This window comes from Aerococcaceae bacterium zg-252 (genome assembly GCA_016237705.1).
Classification (GTDB): Bacteria; Bacillota; Bacilli; order Lactobacillales; family Aerococcaceae; genus Globicatella; species Globicatella yangjingiae.
In genome coordinates this window covers 502,235-526,657 of record CP066204.1, presented here as the reverse complement: position 1 = coordinate 526,657, position 24,423 = coordinate 502,235, and the positions used below count along the sequence as shown (strand labels likewise).

Below are 24,423 nucleotides of genomic sequence, written 5' to 3'. Positions count from 1 at the left end.
CGGCTCCCACGAGCTGAAATGACGTCCACTTCGCAAAGCTCTTGAAGTGCTCATGCACTTCTTCAACCTTTGCTCCAGTGATTCATTTCAAAACGCTCGTTGTCGCACTATATTTTACTGCAAGCCGTATGGCTCTAAACTTTGGCGTTCTTGTTCATTTAATTGGCGAAATTCGCCTACTGCTAAATCTTCTGGCAATACGAGTGGCCCCATAGATAAACGATGCAGACGAACTACTGTACAACCCACTTTCTCAAACATACGTTTCACTTGATGAAATTTACCCTCTTGAATTTCAACTTCTATTCTTGATTGATTGGTTTGTGGATTGACGTATAATACTTCCAATTTGGCAGGAAGTGTCGTAAAATCATCTAAATTTAACCCTTTAGCAAACTTAACAACCATTTCTTCCGTCACAATCCCGTCAATTTCAGCGTAATAACGCTTTGAAACATGGCGTTTAGGTGACAACAATTGGTGCGATAATTGCCCATTATTCGTCAATAATAACAAACCCGTCGTATCAATATCTAATCTTCCTACTGGAAATAATTTTAAATGTGCAAACTCAGGGCCTATCCAATCAATAACCGTTTCATGATAATCATCTTCTGTCGCACTAATAATGCCCTCCGGTTTATTCAGCAATAGATAACTAAATGCCTCATAATGAATAATTTCACCGTCAACTTTTACAACATCAGTCTGCTCATTAATGGAGATGACCTTTTTGACTACACTATCATTGACCGTTATCCAGCCCTTACTCAATAACTGCTTTACTTCCTTACGACTACCAAATCCAGTATGAGCTAAAAATTTATCTAATCTCATTTTAGAACAATCTCAACTTTTCTTGTAATGTTTGGTATTTATTACCGATAACTAGTGATAATTTACCAAATAATGCCAATACACCACCATATACCATTGCCGCAAACAATACAATCACGATAATTTTGATGAATGTAAACAATCGTCCTACTGGCCCGAATAATGCATTCAGTGATATATTCCAAAAACCAGCCGATAATGCCATTAAAACTGATGCTGTAAAGATAATAACCGTATCCGGCAACATCGCTTTAAAATCCAATGAAACTAATTGATGAATCTTCCATAACATTAAGCAACTCGTCACTAAAAAGGCTACTAATGTCGAAGCGAGTGCACCATGTGCATGGAATAAAGCAACCAATGGGAATTGTAGCACCACTTTAACCAATAGACCTATGAATAAATATTTAATCGCTAAACGACGATAATTCATTGACTGTAAAATGGTTGATAGCACCGTATAAGCACCTAAAATAATACTTAAATAAGATGCTGTTACCAATAATCCTGGCCCTTGTTCACTACCATTGGCATAAAACAATTGATACATATTATCTGCGATACTCGCCATTCCTAATGCAGCTGGCAACATAAAAATTAAAAATACAATTGAGATTCTTTCAATTAATTGTGCCGTTTTCTTCACTTCGGCATTGGCATATAGACTTGTAATCAATGGAATCGAAGACAGTGACATACCGATTGCGACTGAAATAACAATCATAATCAACTTGTCGACATCATGACTCATTGTTCCATACATCACTTTAATATCACTTGATAAAATAATCGTTGTCGTTTCTAAGATTTGTCTAAATGAGAATAAATCAACCATTTGTGCAATAATGATACCTGAACCAAGTAAGATAAATGGTACACTATCCACTAATAATAATTTCATACTCGTTTTAAAATCAAGTTCTGTCGTATCTTCTGAACGTTCAAATAGTATTTGAATCAGTGGACGACGTTTCAAGTAAACAATCACTAAATAAAGAAGTGATAATAAAGCACCGATAAACGCTGCAAATGTTGAATGAGCTACGGCTGACGTCACATTACCAGATAATAGTTGCATAATCGCATAAGTAGCTACCAATAAGTAGACCACTCGAGCTATCTGTTCTAAAATCTGCGATACTGCTGTTGGCACCATATCACCAAACCCTTGGAAATAACCTCGCAATAAGCTCATTACCGGTAAAATTAACAGTGCCGGTGCAAGCGAACGAATAACAACAATAGCAGCCTCCGGTGTATCGGTTGCCGAATTATACGCAATAAATGGTGCAGACAAGAATAATAGCAGTGCCGAGATTAAACCTGTGACTCCCATAACCATTAAACTATTTTTGAATAATTTGTCAGCAACTTTATATTCTTTACGTGCATTATAATATGCCATTTGCTTAGCAATTGCACTTGGAAAACCAGCCGTAGAAATCGCTAAAAAGAGTGAATACGGACGATACCCTACACTATAAAGTGCATTGGCATTGGTAAATTCTGCTCCTAACCATGTCGCCCAAGGAATAACATAGAGTGCACCTAAAATACGTGAAATTAAGTTACCCACTGTTAACCAAGCTGTTCCTTTAACAAATGAAACTTGTTCTTCTGCTAATTCTTCTATTTGAATATCATCATGCCCTAGTACCTCATCCAATACTTTATCCGTTAAAATCGGCTCTTCAAAATATTGAGTGGATTCTGTTACTTGTGCACTCAATTCGTCAACAATAGCCGAATCTTCATTATCTAGCGAAATCTCTTCAATCTGCGTATCATCTGTATCTTCTACTGGTAATTCATTCACATTCTCTTGAAAATCAGCTATCTCTAGTTCTTCTTGTTGTGAAACTTCTTCCACCAATGGTTCAATGTCTTGCACCGATTCTTCCGGTACTAATTCAGTATCAACAGTAATTACTGGTTCTTCCGACATTTCCAATACTTCAGTGTCTTCCTCAGCCATTTCAGCATGAGATTGTGTTTTATCTTTAAGCTCTGTAATTTTGGATTTGACTTGCTCAGACGCTTTACTGAACCATTGCCCCACATTAATTCGTGGTTTTCTTTGCTCTTGTTTAACACTCGCTGCTTTAGCTGTTCTCGATAATATTGGCTCTTCTTCCACCATTTCATTGGCATAATTTTCTTCACTATCAAACTGATTATACGATTCTAAGTCTTCTAATTCATATTCATCATAGACCGGTTCGTATAACTCGTCCATTTTTCGTGATAAAAATTCTTTTTTAGCTCTAGCTTTTTCTTCTAGTTCACGCTTTTTTTGTTCCTTTTCTTGTCGCAATTCATTACTTTTCGATTGATATAAAAAAGGATTCGTTTCTTCTTTTATCTCACTTTCTACCTGTACGACTTCATCTTCGACAACATCTAACTCAGCTGACGGCGATATTTTGCGTGGCATAATATCCAATTGTTCCACTGTCTCACCTGATAAATCCATCTCCCCTCGATGTAAGTCACGAGAGAAGTAATCATCATCAATCGGTTGCTTATTCGGTTGACGCAAACGTCTTAATTCGTCTTGCGTAAATTGAATTGTTTCATCTAAGTCATACGAAGTCTTACGCTTATCCGACATAAATAATACTCCTTCCTCTAATAGTATTAACCTTTAACACCTATTGCGGTAATCAATAACAATAGGTGTTGCACTCTAACAATAGATTAAAATTAATTCGCTACAATATTAACTAAACGATTTGGTACTGCAATAACTTTGCGTACTGTTTTACCTGCAATCGCTTCTTGTACGGCAGCTTGTGCTAATGCTTCTTGTTCCAACGCGTCTGGAGTTAAGTCCATTGCCACAACTAATTTTTGCTTTAATTTACCATTGACTTGAATTACAATTTCAACCGTATCTTCAACTGTTAAACTTTCATCATACGTTGGCCAAGCAGCACGTTGAATACTTTCCGTTTCACCTAAGATTTGCCAAATCTCTTCCATTAAATGCGGAGCCAATGGTGCCAATAATTGAACAAAACCTTTCGCATATTCCAATGGCATCACTGCTTGGTCTTTGGCTGCATTTAAGAAAATCATCATTTGTGAAATCGCCGTATTGAAATGTAATTGCTCATAATCTTCGGTTACTTTTTTCACTGTTTGATGATATACACGCGTCAACGCATCATTCGCTTCTGCTTTAACAGTTTCTTTCAATTTACCAGTTGTCTCATCGATAAATAAACGCCATACACGTTCTAAGAAACGACGACTACCCTCAAGCCCTTTTTCACTCCAAGCGATTGATGCGTCCAAAGGCCCCATAAACATTTCATAAACACGTAACGTATCCGCACCGTATTGTGCTACAACATCATCTGGATTGACAACATTACCTTTAGATTTCGACATTTTTTCATTGTTAGAACCTAAAATCATCCCTTGGTTGAACAAGCGTTGGAATGGTTCTTTCGTCTTAACAATACCTAAATCATATAAAAACTTATGCCAGAAACGTGCATATAGAAGATGTAATACAGCATGCTCTGCTCCACCAATATACAAATCAACTGGTAACCATTCTTCTAATTTTTCAGGCGACGCAATTGCTTCGGTATTATTTGGGTCAATATAGCGTAGGAAGTACCATGAACTACCAGCCCATTGTGGCATTGTATGTGTTTCACGCTTACCTTTTTTACCTGTTTCTGGGTCAACAACATTTACCCACTCTTCAATTTTTGCTAATGGCGACTCACCTGTTCCACTCGGCTTAATTTCATCAGTTTTTGGTAACATTACCGGTAATTGTTCTTCCGGTACTAATGTCGTCGTACCGTCTTCCCAATGAATAATCGGAATAGGTTCTCCCCAATAGCGTTGACGAGAGAATAACCAGTCACGTAGACGGTAATTAACTTGAGCCTGTCCAATACCATTTTCAGCTAGCCATTCATTCATTTTTTTGATAGCCTCTTCTTTATTCAAGCCGTCTAAAAATCGAGAATTAATATGTGCACCGTCACCAGTAAATGGTAAGTCACCACCCTCTACTACACGATTAATTGGCAATTCATATTTTGTTGCGAACTCGAAATCACGCTCATCATGTGCAGGAACACCCATGACACAACCTGTTCCGTAAGAATTTAATACATAATCAGCAACCCAAATTGGAATTGGCTCATGCGTCGCCGGATTAATCGCATACGCACCAGTAAAGACACCTGATTTATCTTTATTAAGCGATGTACGCTCCATATCGCTCTTTAATTCGACTGCTTTCACATAAGCATCAACTACCTCACGATGACTCTCAGGCACAATGGTTTTCAACAACTCGTGCTCAGGAGCTAAAACAGTATATGACGCACCGAACAATGTATCTGGGCGTGTCGTATATACTTGAAATGATGCGTCACTTTCTTGTACCTTGAACGTAACCATAGCACCCTCTGATTTACCAATCCAGTTACGTTGCATTGCCTTAACACTTTCAGGCCAATCCAATTCTTCCAAATCTTCTAGTAAACGTTCCGCATAAGCCGTAATTTTTAATACCCACTGACGCATTGGACGACGATAAACTGGGTGTCCACCACGTTCACTAACACCGTCAATAACTTCTTCATTGGCTAAAACAGTTCCTAAAGCAGGACACCAGTTTACTGATACTTCTTCTTCGTATGCCAAACCACGTTTGTACAATTCAGAGAAAATCCATTGTGTCCATTTATAATATTGTGGGTCTGTCGTATTAATTTCACGCTCCCAATCATAGCTGAAACCAAGCGATTTAATTTGACGCTTAAAGTTTGCGATATTTTCTGCTGTAAATTCAGCTGGGTCATTTCCTGTGTCCAAAGCATATTGTTCAGCAGGTAAACCAAAAGCATCCCACCCCATTGGATGTAAAACATCATAACCTTGAGCACGTTTCATACGGCTAATCGCATCGGTTGCTGTATAACCCTCAGGATGCCCTACGTGTAGTCCTTGTCCTGAAGGATAAGGGAACATGTCTAAAGCATAAAACTTCGGATGTCCCTGCCTATCTTGTGTCTTAAATGTTTGATCCTTATCCCAAAATTCTTGCCATTTTTTCTCAATAATTCGATGTTGATACGTCATATTTTTTACTCCTATTCTCTAAAAATATCAAAACACCCTACAACAAAAAGAATTCACTTTCTGTCATAGGGTGCAATTAGCACGGTACCACCTATTTTTCATTAATGCTTATCTATTAGCGATAATCATTAACCTCTCATCTTTAACGCAGATTGATACGGTTTGCCTTACTTTATCTTTTCAAACAAACATCGATTAGATGAGTTCACTTGCTAAGCAGACTTATTTACACCAACCATAAGCTCTCTATACTGCATCACAACTTACTAATTCTAACCTTAGATTCTCTATTATTACGCTGAAAATTCAATAACTTTCATACACTTGATTATGCCATAAAATGATAAAAAAAACAAATGTTTCTTCTATAAGCTCTCAAAGAACTGCCTTTAGGAAGCCAGTAAAGTGGCAACTAATCAATCAGCTACCTTGAATTCGAATAACATGTGTTATATAATAAAAACATAATAGGAGCTGGACGGCTATCCAGCTCCAGCGTAGAACCGTTAAAAAGACGGTGACTCCGTAAGATAGAATTTAATCCGTCCGACCTTGTCAAAGTGGGGGACGGATTATTTTTTGTTGTCTTTGAAGATTTTATAGCACAAACTAATCAAAGCGATAATAAAACTACTAAAGCTAAGTATCGTTTATACAACTTCAAATGCAGTCAAAATAGGCTCCCTCCTTTCCGGTAGATTTTGATGAAATGCCCATAGGCATCACCTCTCTTTCGGTGTTAGGAGCCACCGTCTTCACTTTTCTACATAGATTATTTTATCATAAAAATCCCCTGTTTAGAATTATCATGTTTATAAATTTCGTAAATTTTTGTAAATTTGATTTGATTGCTACCTAAATTCCCACTTACTTGAATTTACTCTTTTTATACTATATAATAAAAACATAAAAGGAGCTGGATTGCAGTCCAACTCCAGCGTAGAACCGTTAAAAAGACGGTGACTCGTCTTGTGAATTTAATCCGTCCGACTCGTCAAAAGTGGGGACGGATTATTTTTTGTTCTCTTTGAAGATTTTATAGCACAAACTAATCAAAGCGATAATAAAACTACTAAAGCTAAGAATTGTTTGTACAACTTCAAATGCAGTCAAAATAGGCTCCCTCCTTTCCGGTAGATTTTGATGAAATGCCCATAGGCATCACCTCTCTTTCGGTGTTAGGAGCCACCGTCTTCACTTTTCTACAATTAATATTGTATCATAAAAATTCACTATTTAAAATTGGCTTGTTTACTGATTTTTTCAACCGCCTTGAATTCGAACAACATGTGGTATATAATAAAAACATAATAGGAGCTGGACGGCTATCCAGCTCCAGCGTAGAACCGTTAAAAAGACGGTGGCTCGTCAGATGATTTAATCCGTCCAACTATGCCAAAAGTGGGGACGGATTATTTTTTTGTTCTCTTTGAAGATTTTATAGCACAAACTAATCAAAGCGATAATAAAACTACTAAAGCTAAGTATCGTTTGTACAACTTCAAATGCAGTCAAAATAGGCTCCCTCCTTTCCGGTAGATTTTGATGAAATGCCCATAGGCATCACCTCTCTTTCGGTTGCAGGAGCCACCGTCTTCACTTTTCTACAATTAATATTGTATCATAAAAATTCACTATTTAAAATTGGCATGTTTACTGATTTTTTCAACCACCTTGAATTCGAACAACATGTGGTATATAATAAAAACATAAAAGGAGCTAGACTGCAATCCAGCTCCAGCGTAGAACCGTTAAAAAGACGGTGGCTCGTCAGATGATTTAATCCGTCCAACTATGCCAAAAGTGGGGACGGATTATTTTTTGTTATCTTTGAAGATTTTATAGCACAAACTAATCAAAGCAATAATAAAACTACTAAAGCTAAGTATCGTTTGTACAACTTCAAATGCAGTCAAAATAGGCTCCCTCCTTTCCGGTAGATTTTGATGAAATGCCCATAGGCATCACCTCTCTTTCGGTTGCAGGAGCCACCGTCTTCACTTTTCTACAATTAATATTGTATCATAAAAATTCACTATTTAAAATTGGCATGTTTACTGATTTTTTCAACCGCCTTGAATTCGAACAACATGTGGTATATAATAAAAACATAAAAGGAGCTGGGTTGCAGCCCAGCTCCAGCGTAGAACCGTTAAAAAGACGGTGGCTCGTATTTTGGATTTAATCCGTCCTACTTTGCCAAAGTGGGGGACGGATTATTTTTTGTTGTCTTTGAAGATTTTATAGCACAAACTAATCAAAGCAATAATAAAACTACTAAAGCTAAGAATTGTTTGTACAACTTCAAATGCAGTCAAAATAGGCTCCCTCCTTTCCGGTAGATTTTGATGAAATGCCCATAGGCATCACCTCTCTTTCGGTGTTAGGAGCCACCGTCTTCACTTTTCTACAATTAATATTGTATCATAAAAAATCCACTATTTATAATTGGTATGTTTATAGTTTTCGTACAGTTTTTTTTGAGACTGATCTTTAAAAATCAACTATTTACCTTTGACATTTTTATGTTATCATATAAGTAAATATTATTTTAGAAAGAGGCGATTTCAATGATGTTGATTATCTTAATAGGTATACTAATAATTATTGCTTGGATAAATTTTCGTATCTATAAACGAAATGTCGACGCTGAGATGCACGGAGCAGGTAAAAACTGGTTCTTACAACGTGTTCCCTTTTCGAGAGCTACAAGAGATAATCGTGATGAATCAGGCGCCCGAAATAAAATGCAATATGATCCAGAAGCAGATTATGAAAATGTTGAACTCTTTTACCATAAACCTAGTGCTAAAAAATAAATAACAAAATCCCCCATTCGATATGAACTAACATTCAATCGATTGGGGGATTAATGTTTTCTACTGCTGCGATGAAGTTTCTGATTCTTCTGTGACAACAGGTTGGTCATATTGTTTTAAGTTCCACTCTTCCATCATATCAATTAATTTTTGAGCATATCCAGGGTCAGTAGCATATCCAGCACTTTGTAATCCTTTCGCCTGCGCTTCAGGGGTTGTACCATTTTTCACTGCTGCATAAAAATCTTTATCCCAACTCGTGCCATTAACCAATAATAGGGCATGAGCCTCCATTGATGCTCCCCAACTCTGATAAACTTTAAACCGTTGTTTCACTTCAATCCACTTATTGTCAACATACTCTGACGTCATCAAATCTACACCGTCTGGGTCATGCTCATCTGTCTTAACTCCAAACAAATTATAATATTTATCCGACAACAAACTTTGTCCGAACTCCGATTCCAACATCGCTTGCGACATCGACACACTTGCAAAAATACCGTACTGACGTTGCAAACGCTGTGCCACAGGAGCAATCGTATCAACAAATTTTCTTCTTACTTCATAATCACCTGACACAGCCGGACTCTCATAGTCATTGCGTTCAGTTCGTTGCAATTGATAGATAAATAAAAAACCTAACAATAAAATAACGATTATCGCAAAGGAAATAACACCTAACTTTTCAAAAAAGACTTTCTTGAATTGTTGAAAGTTTTTTACTTTATTTTTCTTAGGCGTTCGACGCCTCACCGTTTTTTTCTTTCTAACTGGTTTCTTTTTTGTTATTTTTTTAGCCACCACTTTGTACTCACATCTCTATTCTTGTTTTAATTTTTCACTTTCTTGATTAACCGAGTCAACAACTGAATTTCAACTGCTTCAATTAGTTGCCGAATTATTCCTAGTAATCGCATTTCAATAAATTTTATTGTCAAATATCACTCACTTATTGCTCACGATTATACACTTTTTAAGTGATACTGTAAAATATTTGGTTTACTGCTACTGCCTATTTAATCTTATTCTCTTCTAGTATACTGCATTTTACAAAAAAATGGAGAAAATAGTTAAAAAGCGGTATAATAAATATACAATTTTTCAACAGATAACTGAGAGGAGTGAGCATTCATGTCAATCCCCCCAATAAAAATCGGCTGGCGAACAATAAAAACCGTTGTTGCCGTTATGATAACCTTATTATTATACGAATGGTTGCACCGACAACCAGCAGCATTAGCAGCACTCGCCTGTGTTTTCACCTTGAGAAACGATGTACCAACTAGTATCAAATTCGGACGCTTTCGAGTCTTCGGTAATTCCGTTGGAGCTATTATTGCTGGGCTTGTTGTACAATTAGAATTACTACTAGGCATTGGCAATCATTACATTCATATTTTCACTGTTTCATTCGGTGTCATGTTAATTATTGTCATTTGTAATCAATTTAATCATAGTCAAAGTATTGTTAATGCATCTGCCACTTATTTTGTGGTATTACTGACCATTTCGCACCATGACCTTATCTGGTACACCGTCAACCGAGTGCTCGATGCCTTTATCGGTGCTACGATTGCCGTTACGGTCAACCGTTTATTACCAGGACCATTTGATAATGAATCTTCTGCAAATTAAATAAGCAGCATACGCTCAAACCATTTGAACGTATGCTGCTTTTCGTGCTATATGCCCCTAAAATTACTCAGTAAATTCGTAATAGTACAAGCCGTCTGCACCTTGTGTCCAACGAACTGGACGGTAGTAACCACCTGCTTCATCCCAAATAGAATCGGCAAATCCGTCACCATCGTTATCTGCACCATAACGACTTTGTACTGGTTCGGCAGCTGGAGCAGCTGGTGCTTCTTGATTTTCTTGAACTGCCACTGTTGTTTCTTCCGATTCTGGAGCTGGAGTTGGCTCAGAATCTGTTATTTCCTTATTACCTGTTCTTAAAAACTGAACGATTCGATTAATCACTGAAGATATTTCCTTAACAGTTGTTTCAGATACTTTATCAACACTTGCGACAATAATATAGTTACCTTCTTCTGTTTCCACAATGGCACTATAACTTTGTACATTATTATCCGTATCAGTTGAGGCAATTTCATAACGTCTTGTGACACCTTCAATATCGGCTGGATATTTTTCTGTAACTGGTGTTTGTAAAATCCATTCTTTTAACTGTGCGTCAGCTGTTTCACTTACTAATTTATTTTCTGCAAATAAGTTCAACAAGCTTAACACATCTTGTGTATTTGTTACAACACCTGATACATGACCATTTTCATCAGTATTCAATAAATTCGTTACTTTTGTTGCGAAATATTGATTTTCTGACAACCAAACATTAAACGCATTTGGGCCACCTGTTTCTTGAATTAAATGATTCATCGCTGTCACATCTTGTTGAATCACTGCTTTAATCATTTCTTCAACCGTTAATGTTTCATTTTCTTCCATTAAGGCAACACCAGTTGTTTCATCTTTTGCTTTTAAAGCATTTAAAATCGTCACTGAATCGTCTAACTTCAACTCACCTTTATCAACTGCTTCCATTACACGATTTAAAATAAACCAGCTAAATAAGTAAGAATTTTCAGCCGATTTATCAGCATGAACAAATGGCGTTTTTTCTCCAACTTTAGTAATGGCAGCTGAAATATTTTCTTGTGAGCCGATGACTTCATTCAAGAAATCAAAGCGTTCTTTATCAACCATCACTTCTGGTAATGTTACTGGAATTTTTTCATCAATCAGTAATTCTTCTGAGCGTAAATAAAGCGTCTGTTCACGTTCATTGGCTGCTACTGATTCAATCGCCGGATTGTTGAAACTAATTGTAAATTTATTGCCTTCTTGCAATAATGAGTAATTTTCAATCGGTTTTTCAGTATCATTCGATACAACACCCAATTCTAATTGATTTCGGTCAACGGTTGTAGAATCATTCGCTAACTCCATAACAATTTTCGTCAATGGATAAGCACTTGTATCAACTGATGCATTCAACATTGCTGTTGGAGCAACGGTTGTTTCTTCAGTCGTTTCCACTGTTGTTTCTTCAGCTACCGATTCCGTTGTTTCTACTTGCGATGATTGTTTATTACCAAATCCGTATTGCTCCCATAATTTAGTAGCATATTTTGGTCCAAAAGCAATCAGTAAAAAGATAATGAAAATCGTTAACACTAATTTAATAACGCTCCATAAAATTCGAAGAACATTATTTTTACGTTTTGTTTTCGGAATCACTTCGGATTCTTCGATATAGCTATCAATTGATTCTGTCTTAACTGGTTCACTCTCATCAAATTGATGTCCACAAAAAGCACATTGTTTTTTCGAACGGACTTCCCTTTCACAGTTTGGACATTTCATATTATTCCTCCTATTCTGGTTCGCTTGAGTTGGCTTGACGCCACTTCGCAAAAAACTTGAAGTGCTTTGGCACTTCTACGTCCTTTGCTCCAGTGATTCAAGCCAGAGCACTCTCGCTCACACTATGTTATTCTGGTTCGCTTGGGTTGACTTGACGTCCACTTCGCATAGCTCTTGAAGTACTGCGTACTTCTATGACCTTTGCTCCAATGATTGAAGTCAGAGCACCCTCGCTCACACCATGTCAATAAATCCTATTGTCTGCTCTATTGTACCATATCCACTCGCAATCTGTCATTTAGATTTTGTTAACATTGATTATTGCAGATTTACTCTGGGTCATAAGAAACGTTTTGTCATTGGTTGCCTTGCTCATGACTGACAGTGTACTATCTAAAAAAGACACCCAACATCAATTGGGTGTCGTCCTGCTCTATTTAGCAAATTGACTTTGGTATAGCTCGTAATAAAAGCCACCTTGTTCTAATAAGGAATCATGCGTTCCTTGTTCAATAATTTGACCTTCTTTCATTACTAAAATACGGTCTGCCTCTTGAATGGTCGATAAACGGTGTGCAATCACAAAACTTGTGCGACCTTTCATCAAACGTGACATCGCTTTTTGAATTAGTTGCTCCAAGCGTGTATCAACCGAACTGGTTGCCTCATCTAAAATCAAGATTTTTGGATTCGATAATAAGGCACGTGCAATCGTTAATAATTGCTTTTGTCCTAATGAAATATTACTTGATTCCTGATTCATGACCATATTATAGCCACCAGGCAAAGTACGAATGAAATGATCCACATTGGCTGCTTTAGCTGCTGCAATAATCTCTTCATCGGTTGCATCTAAATTACCAAAGCGTAAATTTTCTTTGATTGTTGCCTCATATAACCACGCATCTTGTAATACCATTCCGAATTGCTGACGATAGGCTTGTCGTGGTAAATCACGAATATCAATACCGTCTACTTTAATGGCACCACCTGTGACATCGTAAAAACGCATCAATAAATTAATCATCGTCGTTTTACCTGCACCGGTAGGTCCTACAATCGCAACCATTTCGCCAGGATTCACTTCGACATTGAAGTTTTGAATTAGTGGCTCATCTGCTTTGTATTGGAAAGAAACATTTTCAAATGACACTTGACCTGTTAGGTTCTCACCCAATTCACGTGTTTGCGTCACTGCCTCTTCTTTTTCGTCCAATATTTCAAAAATACGATCTAATGCAGCTTTAGCACTTTGTAATGGACCTGATAACTGCGTAATTGTTTGAATTGGTTGATTTACTTGCCATACATATTGAACAAACGCTTGTAAATTACCAATCGTTAATATTCCTTGAATTACCATTCGCCCACCAAATACGGCTAATAATAAGTAAGTAATATGCGAAACCACGCTAACTAATGGCATCATTAAGGATGAGATAAAGCTCGCTTTAAACCCTGTTTGTGCCAAATCTTCTGTAATAGCTTGAAAATCTTGGCGTGCAGTTTCTTCACGTCCGTATAATTTAATCACATTAAATCCAGATAAATTTTCTTGAACATACGCATTCAAGTCCCCTAAAATCGTCGCTTGACGCTTAAAATAAGGCTGTGACCGTTTAACAATCGCTTTTGAAACAAAATAAGATAATGGCATACTGATGAAAATAATCAATCCCAATAATGGATTCAAAATCAACATCATAATGATAACCAACACAATACTTAATATCGCATTAAATATTTGTAAAATACTTTGTTGTAAGGCATTCGATACAGACTCCACATCACTGGTTAAGCGTCCTAACAAATCGCCGAATGGGTGTCCGTCAACATACGATACTGGCAAGCGATTCAATTTAGCACTTAAATCACGACGCATATCATGAATAGCACTTTGAACAGCATTGGCAATATGCACATTGGAGCCATAAGAAGTCACTTGCCATAAGAAACCACGAACAAAATAAATAATTAACCACATTAAGATATATGGATAATTAAGTCCTGCTCCCTCAACCCCTTGTACCATTGCAGCCACATTATTCGTAATTTCCGTCATAATGAGTCCCAATACAAAAGGCTCTAAAACATTCATCACAGCAGCAAAAATCGTGAAGAATAATGCTAAGTAGACCGAACCGCGATAATCTTGTAAATAATGCCACGCACGTTTAAATACATTTTGCTTTTTCATAGTTATCGCCTCCTTATTCTTCTACTAAACTTTGTTGATTCAATTGCGAATTAGCAATATCACGGTAAATTTGATTAGATTGCATTAATTCCTCATGCGTACCACGTCCAACGATTTCACCATTGTCCAATACAATAATTTGGTCAGCATTCATAATCGTTCCGACACGTTGTGCAACAATTAATACCGTTGCGTCTTGGGTTACTTCTTTTAGACGTCGACGTAATTCAGCATCTGTTCGATAATCTAATGCAGAAAAACTATCATCAAAAATATAAATATCTGGTTCTTTTACCACTGCACGTGCAATCGACAAACGTTGTTTTTGACCACCAGATAAATTGACACCACCCTCTGACAAATGCGTCTGGAATCGCTCTTTAGTACGGTGGATAAAATCTTTCGCCTGCGAAACATCACTTGCTTTTTCTAATTCATGGTCAGTGGCATTATATTTACCATAACGTAAATTTTCGCCAATTGTTCCTGTAAATAACAATGCTTTTTGTGGAATAAAACCAATTTTTTGTCGCAATGCTTTCAACTGATAATCACGCACGTCAACACCGTCAACTAAAATACGTCCTAAAGTGACATCATAAAATCGTGGCACTAATTGGACAAGTGATGATTTACCACTTCCGGTACTACCGATAAACGCAATGGTTTCACCTGGTTTAGTTTTGAAACTAATATTATGCAATACTGGGCTTTCAGTTTCACCTGGATAGGCAAAGGTTACATTTTCAAATTCTAAATAACCTTTCGTCTTAGTTTCTGTAATACCTTGTTCATTTGGGTCAATCGAAATCGGTAAGTCAATAATTTCTTGCAGACGATGTGCTGATACGGCAGTACGTGGATACATCATAAATAAATTTGCAAATAACATAAATGAGAATAGTGCATGAAAAGCATATTCAACAAATGCTACTAAACTTCCGACTTGTAATGCTCCGTCATTAATTGGTTTCAATGCAAACCACACAATCAAGACAATCATCCAAATTAAGATGTGTACGAACAAACTTGGTGCCATTCCCATTAATTTGAATAAACGTTTTGACGTATTAGCATACTTTTCGTTTTGTGTTTCAAAACGTTGTTCTTGATATTCTTCTCTAGCAAATGCACGAATCACTCGTAAACCTGTTAAGTTTTCTCTTGCGTATTGGTTAATCTTGTCCAAAGTCTTTTGTTGTTGTTCTGACAATGGACGAGATTTCACTGCAATCCAATAAATCGCAATCGCTAATAATGGGGTTGCTAATAACAATAACCATGCTAATGACGGACTTGTAATTAATATCATTACCACACTCGATAGCATCATCAATGGTGTAATCACACCCATTCGCAATGATTGCTCAGCAAATTGCATTAAGACAAACGCATCACTGGTAATACGTGTCACCAGCGAAGATACACCAATTTGTTCATACTCATGATGTGAATATTGTTGTATTTTGTCGAATAAATCATTACGCATATCTCGAATCATATTATTCGTTAATTTACTTGATGCATAAGACAAAATAATTCGCCCTACCATTCCAGATATGATGAGTATGGACATTACTATGCCCCAAAAATATAATTTGTTGTAATCTTTTGGAATCATCGCCTCATCAATCATTCTTGCTAAAATTGTGGGCAGCCCTAAGTTAATTAACACAAAAAAAATAGCCCCTAGAGCATCTAACATCAATAATTTAGGTTCTTTTCTTAAATATTGCCAAATAAAACGCATTGCGTCACTCCTTTCCTGTTATGCTAAAAGAATATTATTATGTCTATACGATTCTTTCAGCTAAATACTTTGATTATTCTACATTAAAATTTTACAAGTGACAAATGATAAGCCTTAATATTTATCACTGAGTTGGTAGACTCTGAATGTGTAGTAGCAATAAAACTGGGAGCAGCATACTAATTAATATCATTCACACTTTGATTATGTGTGAGATACTTGTTTGCTTTTCCCAGTTGTATGGTATGGCTCGTTCACACTATGTGTATGCCGGCTCGCTCGGGTTGGCTTGACGTCCACTTCGCATAGCTCTTGAAGTACTTACGTACTTCTACGACCTCTGCTCCAGTGATTCAAGGCAAATCGCTCTCGCTCACACTATGTATTATGCCGGCTCCCTGGAGCTGAAATGACGTCCACTTCAAAAGTCGCTTCTGTGCGATGCTCGCACGCCAGCGACTTTCTCCAGTGATTTATTTCAGAACACTCCATGTCGCACTATGTTTATGCCGGCTCGCTCGAGTTGGCTTGACATCCACTTCGAAAAATCCCTCTGTGCGTTATCACGCACGTCGGTATTTTCCTCCAGTGATTCAAGCCAGATCACCCTCGCTCACACTATGTATTACCCATTAAATTTATTAACAATTGCTTCTACGTTTTTGATGATGACTGAGATTGAGCCGTCGGGTTGGTTGACGAATTCAATAATGTCTTTATTGTCATACAAATTAATCGGAATGGATAACTCAATTCCATTTGCTAATTTGAATTTTTGCATACTGTATTTTTTCTCGTATTTTGGAACATTCGTAACAACTATTTTTTCAGGTACGTGTTTTTCGCTGATTTCTTCTTTCGCTGCTGCTTTTGCTCCCTCATTATGTTCAAAAACTCGCTCGATGACACTTTCTGCATCTATTTCATTCGATTCATCTAATTGCTCATAAATCACTTTTTGAGCCATTGCCATAACTTCATAGCTTGGTTCATCAAAACGCTTGGCTACCGAGTTAACGGTTTTACGAATTTGTTTGATATGTGTCGGAGTCGCTGCTGGTGGCTCGATACCGATAATCTGTTCTGAAAAATAATTGGTCTTTTGCCCTTCAATTTCGTAACGCTTTTCCACCAATTCATAACGCATTGTAGCTCGGTTCAAAATAAATGCTTCACTCGTTTTTTGAGTAGGTGCCGGCAAAATCGCATGATTTTGAATTAACTGATTCCGTACACCGTCTTCCATTTCCAAATAATGTGTGAAAGAAGTCTGATAATCTAATCGTAAAATACCGAAATACACTTCTTCCAATTCGTCCTTCCCCTCAAAAAATAAATAATCTGCTGCTGGAATTTGTTCTGCCGGTGCAATAATACTATAAATTTGTTGAGCAATATCACGTGTTAAATCAATAAAATCAGTCTGTTCATCTAAAACACGTGCATATAGTTTTGAATTTGTGTTTAAAAAATCAAATTGTACATCTGATTTTTGGATTTTAACAACAAGACGGTTAATGTAGTCCTGTACATAACCGTCTTCTAAATTCATTAATTGGTCAGATAATAATAGATTACCCGAATTTTTATCTAATATATGCAAAATCGCTTGTTTTATACTTAACATCTGACACCTTAATCTAATGCTAAAAACTCAGTTTCATCAACATCAGTCAATAATGCAACCCAATTATCAGATTCGTTTGTTGAATTTAATAGTGCTGGATTATCTAAGGCTGCTTCGTTGACTGCAACAATTGTCCCATTAAGTGGGCTTGGAATTTCAATTGCTGCTTTAGATGCTTCCACATTGAATAGAGTTTCGTCCACTTCAATAGCACCTACTGGAGCGATATTAACATACGAAATATCGCCGGCATCATCTTGTAATTCCGGTGTCATACCAATACGGTATCCTGCCTCTTCTTTTTGAATCCATAATTGTTGATTAATTTTTCTCATATACTTCACGTCTCCTATTCTTGCTCACTTGGGTTTACTTCAAAAGCTCCCTCGCTCGCACTTTGTTTATGATTAATATTCAAATTGACTATCACTAGCAAACATATAGCTACGGTGATGATAACGCATTGATAACACCAATCCGACACCAATTAAGTTACTCAATAAGGCTGAACCCCCTTGAGAAATAAACGGTAATGGCACCCCTGTAATCGGTAATAATCCAATAGACATTCCGATATTTTCTAAAATATGGAATAAAATCATTGAAATAACACCTGTTGCGATATAAGTATAAAACTCATTTTTCGTTTCAAAACAAGTTTGCACCATTTGATAAATGAGTAAGAAATAAATAAACAATAAAAATGCTGAGCCTAAGAATCCAAAATTTTCAGCAATTGTCGTAAAGATAAAGTCAGACTCACGTACCGGAACTAACACTTCGGATACACCGAATCCTTTTCCGGCTAAGCCACCTGAACCGATTGCGATAATACTACGTGATAATTGATAGGCTTGACCTTGCGTGTCGCCAAATGGGTCTAACCAAGCATGAATACGTTGTAATTGGTATGGTTTAAAACCAACTTTTAACAATATGTCTTGTTGGTACATCGCTAAATATATTAATCCACCACCAATAATTACTACCGATAAAAATGCTGGTAAAATAATTCGCCAACTAATACCTGATAGTAATAACATTCCTGCTGTAATCGACATAATCACTAAGTTTGTCCCTAAGTCGTTTTGCAATTGAATTAAAATAATCGCAGGGGCAGCGAACAATAAGACTTTTCCGATTAATAACCAATCACTTTTTAGGTTGCGATTAGTAAATTTATCATTATGCTCTGTAATAACTCTCGCTAAAAATACAGTATAGGCAGGCTTGAATACCTCTGACGGCTGAAAAGAGAATGAACCTATACGAAACCAACTTTTCGCACCAGTTTCCGCCGCTGTCGCTCGGTCATGGAATAGTAATACTAATACTAATAAAATCAGCCCAAATCCATAAATATAGGTTGATAATTTCCAATATTGCTCGCTATCCAATTGCATGACAAAAATCACAACAATGGCACCTATCGCATACCAAAGCGAATGCATTAGAGTCGCACGAACATTATCTCCTGCAATCATCACTGTTGTTGCATAAACACTCCCAATTCCAATAATCGCTAATATAATAATCGTTAATACAATTCCATAATCAATACGATTATCATTATAGGCAGCTAAACGTCTTGTTTTCGCCATACATTATTCCCCACTTTCCAAATTTTCTAACTGTTGATAATAGACCTCTTGATATTGGTCACTTTGTGCTTTAAACACATATTTTTCATGCGTCATATCAACTAATTCCACATAACGATAGGTATCAAAATCATGCCAAACGACTGCAACATAAGCTCCAATCGCAATGACCATAATATTATAATACAACCAAATGAGTGCTACGATAAAAATACCAATGGCACTGTTACTATCAATATTTTTATTAAAAGATAGATATATCGTAAACAATTGCGAAATCAGTAAAAATCCTGTAGACGCAACGAGTGCCCCAATCAGTGCATATTTCGGTCGCCATTTAACATTCGGCATAAAATGATAAATTAGAAACATCAGTAAAAAAAGCCCAATAAAACCAATTAAACCACTTTGATGTAATATCGCTCCAATAAATGGAATTTCAATATTAAGTACACTTGATATATAAGATAATATTACTTCTCCAAAAGTAAACACAATGGTTGTTGTAAAGATAACCAATACAATCGCAAGTGTAAAGACATAGGAAAATCCACGAGCAATAATCGCATTTTTTCGCAATGGAGCTTTAAAAATCATATTTAAAATACGCTGCAAGGCATTAAATACATTCGATGCTGGCCATAAAGAAATAACTAAGGCGATTGATAAAGTGCTCGAACTCGTACTCTTTAAATAACCGTCTAAAATCGGCAATAAAAATGAACCGACTTCATTTGGAAGTGCATTTTCAATCAGTGTCATAATCTCTTGTGCAGAAAATGGTAAAATGGAAACCACATTCGCAAAAGCCAATAAGAGCGGAATAATTGCCCAAATAATATAAAAGGATAACTCAGCAGCGTAGCTACCAAACTTACGTTGTGGATTTAAGGCAAACACTTTGAGTAATCGCTGAATAACCGTCGGTTCTGCTGACTGCATCGTCGTACTCTCCCTTGGAATTAATTCAATGCACTATTTTCAATACGCTTTCTTTCTAAAAAAACTCGTGCATATACTCTAATACGATACCATAATTCCCCTCATTTTGCACGAAAAGCAAAGATATTTTCAATATTTTTGAACGTTTTTCAAAACAATGCTATAATTATTTTAGTTTAACTTTGAAATCAGCTTGAACTGCTCGAATGATGTTCAGCTATTACTTAACTATTTAAAAAATTTAATTTGAAATTAAGGAGATAACGATGTCTAAAGGAGTTACATTTTATTTTATGCGTCATGCTGAAACCATGTTGAATCGCATGGAGCGTGTACAAGGTTGGGTAAATGCCCCACTGACTGACAAAGGAATTCGTGACACACAACGCAGTGGTCGTGGATTAGCCGATATTCGTTTTGATGCCGTCTATACGAGCGATTTAATGCGAACTGTCGAAACAGCGAATATTATTTTAGCAGAGAATCACCATGCAGAGCATTTGACACTGAAATCAATGAAAGAGTTTCGTGAAGTAAATTTTGGTTATTACGAGGGATTGGATGCCAAAGAATTATGGCGTGATGTGCATAAATATATGCGTAAAGTTTATAATCTCGAATCAGTCGATAATCAAGTCCAACTCTTTTTAAATACGGTTCATGAATTAGACCCATATAAAATGGCTGAAGATTACATGACCTTTTGGATGCGAGTTGAAAGTGGCTTATTACATCTCTTAAATGAGCATGCCGACACCCAACAAAATATTTTAATTGTCAGTCACGGATTAACTATTCAAAATTTATTGCATGGATTAATCGCTGATTTTAACGAAACAGGACTACTAAGCAATGCCTCAGTATCGAAAGTTCAATACATTGACGGCCAATTCAAATTATTATCCTATAATGATACCAGTCATTTTATAAAATAATCGCTAAAAATATCTGTATCTCAATAGAGAGTTACAGATATTTTTTGCACTATACTCCACTCCATTCAAAAATACGAACGTTTAAATATTTATTTGCAAATAAAGTTAATGTTTCATTGATTCGCCTATGATTTTTGCCTATACTCATCGTGTAATTTAATTTATCAATCTATTTTGGAGGGGTTATAGTGGAAAATTATTTTAAGTTGAAAGAACATGGAACGACGGTTTCAACCGAAATTTCAGCAGGGATTACGACATTCTTAGCGATGTCTTATATCATCTTTGTTAATCCGTCTATCTTAGCATTATCTGGTATGCCGAGTCAGGCAGTTTTCTTAGCGACAATCTTTGCGGCATCTGTTTCAACTTTAGTTATGGGACTTTTCGCAAATGTGCCATACGCATTAGCACCGGGTATGGGATTAAATGCGTTCTTTACTTATACTGTTGTATTTGGATTAGGTTTCACTTGGCAACAAGCATTATCCATGGTGTTTATCTGTGGAGTTTTCAACGTTTTAATTACTGTAACAAAAGTAAGAAAATCTTTAATTAAAGCAATTCCTGAATCATTACAGCATGCGATTTCAGCTGGTATCGGGGTATTCATTGGATATATTGGAATTAAAAACGGAAATTTATTAACCTTTACAATTGACGGTCATAATTTATTATCTGTCAACGGTGGCAGTCCAACAGCTGAAACTTTCCAAGGTGGTATTCAATCAGTTGTATCGAATAGTGGTGCACTACCTGAATTAGTTAACTTCACTAGCCCTACTTCATTATTAACTTTAATCGGTCTAGCCATTACGATTATTTTAATGATTCGTGGCGTAAAAAGTGCGATTTTAGCTGGTATTGTGTTAACAACTTTAATTGGTATTCCAATGGGTGTAGTCGATTTAGCTCATATTAACTGGGCAGATAACTCTGTCACTAATGCATTTTCAGCATTAAGCGAAACCTTTTTAGTAATTTTCAAACCAGAGGGATTACCGTCTTTATTCTCTGACTTATCAAAACTTCCAATCGTGTTAATTACCGTTTTTGCGTTTAGTTTATCTGATGTTTTTGATACAATCGGTACTTTTATCGGAACTGGACGTCGTACAGGTATTTTTACAGCAGAAGATATTGCTGCATTAGAATCTAGTTCAGGTTTTGATTCTAAAATGGATCGTGCATTATTCGGAGATTCTATCGGTACATTAATCGGTGCATTGTTTGGTACTTCCAATACAACTACTTTTGTGGAATCAGCTGCCGGTATCGGAGAAGGTGGACGAACTGGTTTAACATCAGTTACAACGGCTATTATGTTTATTTTAGCGATTTTCTTTGCACCAATAATTAGCATTGTTCCGTCATCAGCAACAGCACCGGCATTAATTATTGTTGGTATTTTAATGATTTCATCACTCAATGATATTAACTGGACAGATTTTGCTGAGGCAGCACCAGCATTCTTTGCATCAATCTTTATGGGGCTAGCTTACTCAATTTCTTACGGTATCGCTGCTGGATTTGTAACTTACTGCTTAGTGAAAGTAGTTCAAGGCAAAGCAAAAGAAGTTCACCCTATCTTATGGGTATCCGTTGCATTATTTATACTAAATTTCTTTGCAATGGCAATTATCTAGTTTATACACAAAAACATCGTGAAACTTACGTTTTTCGTATGTTTCACGATGTTTGTTTATATTATTCGTCTTTAGCAAAAAATCGTGCTGCTCTCACAGCCTTTTTCCACCCTTTATAGAGCGTTTCTCGTTTTTCAGCTACAATCATTGGATAGAAAATATCGCCAGTAGCATTGAGTACCTGTAAATCCGATAAATCTTTCCAATAGCCAATTGCCAATCCTGCTAAAAATGCAGCTCCTAATGCAGTTGTCTCTAAATTTTTCGCTCTAGAAATTTCAATATTCAAAATATCTGCTTGAAATTGCATTAAGTAGCGATTCATGGCAGCCCCACCGTCAACTCTCAGTTGGGGAATTGATAACTGTGTATCTTGCTGCATCGTTTCAATAATATCACGCACTTGATACGCAATCGACTGCAAGGACGCTTTAACAAAATCTGAACGACTCGTCCCCCTTGTCATGCCAAAGACAGCACCACGAACATCTGAATCCCAATAAGGTGCACCTAATCCTGTAAAGGCTGGTACAATATAAACTTCATTGTCACTTTCAGATTGATAAGCTAATACTTCCGATTCAGCCGATGTTTCAATCAATTCGAGTCCGTCCCTCAGCCATTGAACCACGCTACCTGCTACAAAGATAGAACCCTCTAAAGCATAATGCACTTTCCCATTCAAGCTATACGCAATGGTCGTTAATAATTGGTTTTGTGACAGCAAGCATTCGGATCCAGTATTCATAATAATGAATGATCCTGTCCCATAGGTGTTTTTTATCATCCCCGGTTCAAAAGCTAACTGCCCAAATAATGCTGCTTGCTGGTCACCAGCCATACCAGCAATCGGAATACGTTCTCCGAGTAAGGAATGTTCACTCGTATAGCCATAAATTTCAGAATTAGATTTTACAGTCGGTAATAATGACTTTGGAATATTCAATAAGGCTAAAATTTCTTCGTCCCACTCCAATGTTTGAATATTAAAAATCATTGTGCGTGCTGCATTCGAATAATCTGTCGCATGTACGGCACCATTGGTTAATTTCCATAATAACCAAGTATCAATCGTTCCAAATAATAACTCGCCCTTTTCTGCACGTTCTTGTGCCATTGGAACATTATCCAATAGCCAGCGAATTTTTGTAGCAGAAAAATAGGCATCAATCACTAAACCAGTTTTCTTATGAAACCAATCGCTATAACCGTCACGTCTTAGCTTTTCAGCAATGGCAGCCGTTTGACGAGATTGCCACACAATCGCATTATGGATTGGTTGGCCTGTTTTCTTATCCCAAATGACTGTGGTTTCACGTTGATTGGTAATACCAATCGCTGCAATTTGATGCGATTGCAACCCTGCTTCAATTAAGGATTCTGCCATAACTGATTGTACAGAATTCCAAATTTGTTGTGGGTCATGCTCTACCCAACCCGGTTGTGGAAATAATTGCGGGAATTCCTTTTGAGCACTCGCCACAATTTCTGCCTTGTGATTAAAAATTATCGCACGTGAACTGGTTGTCCCTTGATCAATCGACATAATATAATTTTCTTTCATACA

20 protein-coding genes and 1 other annotated feature are annotated in these 24,423 nt (G+C 36.7%); of the genes, 4 read left to right on the top strand and 16 right to left on the bottom strand.

The genetic code is table 11. From position 1 onward, the window contains the following. Nucleotides 1-114: 114 nt before the first annotated feature. The 7 genes from JDW14_02495 to JDW14_02465 all read right to left on the bottom strand — a co-directional run bounded on the left by JDW14_02495 (nt 115) and on the right by JDW14_02465 (nt 8,270). Nucleotides 115-837 (bottom strand): rRNA pseudouridine synthase, encoded by a 723-nt coding sequence (locus JDW14_02495; GenBank protein QQD66012.1) that lies wholly within the window; start codon nt 835-837, stop codon nt 115-117. 1 nt (nt 838) lies between these two features. Further along, nucleotides 839-3,451: an oligosaccharide flippase family protein gene (locus JDW14_02490; GenBank protein QQD66011.1), complete on the bottom strand. Its 2,613-nt coding sequence runs from the start codon at nt 3,449-3,451 to the stop codon at nt 839-841. 92 nt (nt 3,452-3,543) lie between these two features. Next, complete coding sequence (locus JDW14_02485) at nt 3,544-5,952, bottom strand: leucine--tRNA ligase (GenBank protein ID QQD66010.1); 2,409 nt, start codon at nt 5,950-5,952, stop codon at nt 3,544-3,546. A 63-nt stretch (nt 5,953-6,015) separates the two neighbouring features. Further along, nucleotides 6,016-6,241 (bottom strand) — a binding site (T-box leader). 722 nt (nt 6,242-6,963) lie between these two features. Beyond that, nucleotides 6,964-7,065 (bottom strand): hypothetical protein, encoded by a 102-nt coding sequence (locus tag JDW14_02480; protein ID QQD66009.1) that lies wholly within the window; start codon nt 7,063-7,065, stop codon nt 6,964-6,966. Between the two features lie 264 nt (nt 7,066-7,329). Beyond that, on the bottom strand, nt 7,330-7,467 hold the full coding sequence (locus tag JDW14_02475; protein QQD66008.1) for a hypothetical protein: 138 nt from the start codon (nt 7,465-7,467) through the stop codon (nt 7,330-7,332). A gap of 299 nt (nt 7,468-7,766) precedes the next feature. Further along, nucleotides 7,767-7,868 carry a putative holin-like toxin gene (locus tag JDW14_02470; protein QQD66007.1) on the bottom strand — a complete coding sequence of 34 codons (102 nt, stop codon included), beginning with the start codon at nt 7,866-7,868 and terminating at the stop codon, nt 7,767-7,769. Nucleotides 7,869-8,168: 300 nt separating this feature from the next. After that, a complete protein-coding gene (locus tag JDW14_02465) occupies nt 8,169-8,270 on the bottom strand; it encodes a putative holin-like toxin (GenBank protein QQD66006.1) in 102 nt (33 codons plus the stop codon). A gap of 252 nt (nt 8,271-8,522) precedes the next feature. On the opposite strand from JDW14_02465, the gene JDW14_02460 reads away from it, so the two are divergent. Beyond that, nucleotides 8,523-8,771, top strand: coding sequence for a hypothetical protein (locus tag JDW14_02460; protein ID QQD66005.1), 249 nt, complete (start codon nt 8,523-8,525; stop codon nt 8,769-8,771). Between the two features lie 60 nt (nt 8,772-8,831). Here the strand turns inward: JDW14_02460 and JDW14_02455 are convergent, their stop codons facing one another. Further along, nucleotides 8,832-9,578, bottom strand: a complete 747-nt coding sequence (locus JDW14_02455) for a glycoside hydrolase family 73 protein (protein QQD66004.1) — start codon at nt 9,576-9,578, stop codon at nt 8,832-8,834. Between the two features lie 327 nt (nt 9,579-9,905). Here JDW14_02455 and JDW14_02450 point away from each other — a divergent pair, with 327 nt between their 5' ends. After that, complete coding sequence (locus JDW14_02450; GenBank protein ID QQD66003.1) at nt 9,906-10,409, top strand: FUSC family protein; 504 nt, start codon at nt 9,906-9,908, stop codon at nt 10,407-10,409. A 63-nt stretch (nt 10,410-10,472) separates the two neighbouring features. Here the strand turns inward: JDW14_02450 and JDW14_02445 are convergent, their stop codons facing one another. From JDW14_02445 to JDW14_02415, 7 genes are all read right to left on the bottom strand, one after another. Next, a complete protein-coding gene (locus JDW14_02445; protein QQD66002.1) occupies nt 10,473-12,158 on the bottom strand; it encodes a serine hydrolase in 1,686 nt (561 codons plus the stop codon). 433 nt (nt 12,159-12,591) lie between these two features. Beyond that, entirely contained in the window at nt 12,592-14,355 is a 1,764-nt protein-coding gene (locus JDW14_02440) for an ABC transporter ATP-binding protein (protein ID QQD66001.1), read from the bottom strand. Nucleotides 14,356-14,368: 13 nt separating this feature from the next. Beyond that, entirely contained in the window at nt 14,369-16,105 is a 1,737-nt protein-coding gene (locus tag JDW14_02435; protein ID QQD66000.1) for an ABC transporter ATP-binding protein, read from the bottom strand. Nucleotides 16,106-16,730: 625 nt separating this feature from the next. Then, complete coding sequence (locus tag JDW14_02430; protein ID QQD65999.1) at nt 16,731-17,732, bottom strand: nucleoid-associated protein; 1,002 nt, start codon at nt 17,730-17,732, stop codon at nt 16,731-16,733. An 8-nt stretch (nt 17,733-17,740) separates the two neighbouring features. Then, nucleotides 17,741-18,067 (bottom strand): glycine cleavage system protein H, encoded by a 327-nt coding sequence (locus JDW14_02425; GenBank protein QQD65998.1) that lies wholly within the window; start codon nt 18,065-18,067, stop codon nt 17,741-17,743. 72 nt (nt 18,068-18,139) lie between these two features. Then, nucleotides 18,140-19,333: a rod shape-determining protein RodA gene (locus JDW14_02420; GenBank protein ID QQD65997.1), complete on the bottom strand. Its 1,194-nt coding sequence runs from the start codon at nt 19,331-19,333 to the stop codon at nt 18,140-18,142. Between the two features lie 3 nt (nt 19,334-19,336). After that, a complete protein-coding gene (locus JDW14_02415) occupies nt 19,337-20,275 on the bottom strand; it encodes a YihY/virulence factor BrkB family protein (protein QQD65996.1) in 939 nt (312 codons plus the stop codon). 266 nt (nt 20,276-20,541) lie between these two features. Here JDW14_02415 and JDW14_02410 point away from each other — a divergent pair, with 266 nt between their 5' ends. Next, nucleotides 20,542-21,210 carry a histidine phosphatase family protein gene (locus tag JDW14_02410; GenBank protein ID QQD65995.1) on the top strand — a complete coding sequence of 223 codons (669 nt, stop codon included), beginning with the start codon at nt 20,542-20,544 and terminating at the stop codon, nt 21,208-21,210. 188 nt (nt 21,211-21,398) lie between these two features. Next, entirely contained in the window at nt 21,399-22,856 is a 1,458-nt protein-coding gene (locus JDW14_02405; protein ID QQD65994.1) for an NCS2 family permease, read from the top strand. Between the two features lie 61 nt (nt 22,857-22,917). On the opposite strand, the gene glpK is transcribed toward JDW14_02405, so the two are convergent. Continuing rightward, on the bottom strand, nt 22,918-24,420 hold the full coding sequence (gene glpK, locus JDW14_02400; protein ID QQD65993.1) for a glycerol kinase GlpK: 1,503 nt from the start codon (nt 24,418-24,420) through the stop codon (nt 22,918-22,920). Nucleotides 24,421-24,423 lie beyond the last annotated feature (3 nt).

Excerpts from the sequence above, each read along its gene's own strand:
- JDW14_02495 (QQD66012.1), bottom strand. The coding sequence starts at position 837 with ATGAGATTAGATAAATTTTTAGCTCATACTGGATTTGGTAGTCGTAAG.
- JDW14_02490 (QQD66011.1), bottom strand. The coding sequence starts at position 3,451 with ATGTCGGATAAGCGTAAGACTTCGTATGACTTAGATGAAACAATTCAA.
- JDW14_02485 (QQD66010.1), bottom strand. The coding sequence starts at position 5,952 with ATGACGTATCAACATCGAATTATTGAGAAAAAATGGCAAGAATTTTGG.
- JDW14_02460 (QQD66005.1), top strand. The coding sequence starts at position 8,523 with ATGATGTTGATTATCTTAATAGGTATACTAATAATTATTGCTTGGATA.
- JDW14_02450 (QQD66003.1), top strand. The coding sequence starts at position 9,906 with ATGTCAATCCCCCCAATAAAAATCGGCTGGCGAACAATAAAAACCGTT.
- JDW14_02445 (QQD66002.1), bottom strand. The coding sequence starts at position 12,158 with ATGAAATGTCCAAACTGTGAAAGGGAAGTCCGTTCGAAAAAACAATGT.
- JDW14_02440 (QQD66001.1), bottom strand. The coding sequence starts at position 14,355 with ATGAAAAAGCAAAATGTATTTAAACGTGCGTGGCATTATTTACAAGAT.
- JDW14_02435 (QQD66000.1), bottom strand. The coding sequence starts at position 16,105 with ATGCGTTTTATTTGGCAATATTTAAGAAAAGAACCTAAATTATTGATG.
- JDW14_02430 (QQD65999.1), bottom strand. The coding sequence starts at position 17,732 with ATGTTAAGTATAAAACAAGCGATTTTGCATATATTAGATAAAAATTCG.
- JDW14_02425 (QQD65998.1), bottom strand. The coding sequence starts at position 18,067 with ATGAGAAAAATTAATCAACAATTATGGATTCAAAAAGAAGAGGCAGGA.
- JDW14_02420 (QQD65997.1), bottom strand. The coding sequence starts at position 19,333 with ATGGCGAAAACAAGACGTTTAGCTGCCTATAATGATAATCGTATTGAT.
- JDW14_02415 (QQD65996.1), bottom strand. The coding sequence starts at position 20,275 with ATGCAGTCAGCAGAACCGACGGTTATTCAGCGATTACTCAAAGTGTTT.
- JDW14_02410 (QQD65995.1), top strand. The coding sequence starts at position 20,542 with ATGTCTAAAGGAGTTACATTTTATTTTATGCGTCATGCTGAAACCATG.
- glpK (QQD65993.1), bottom strand. The coding sequence starts at position 24,420 with ATGAAAGAAAATTATATTATGTCGATTGATCAAGGGACAACCAGTTCA.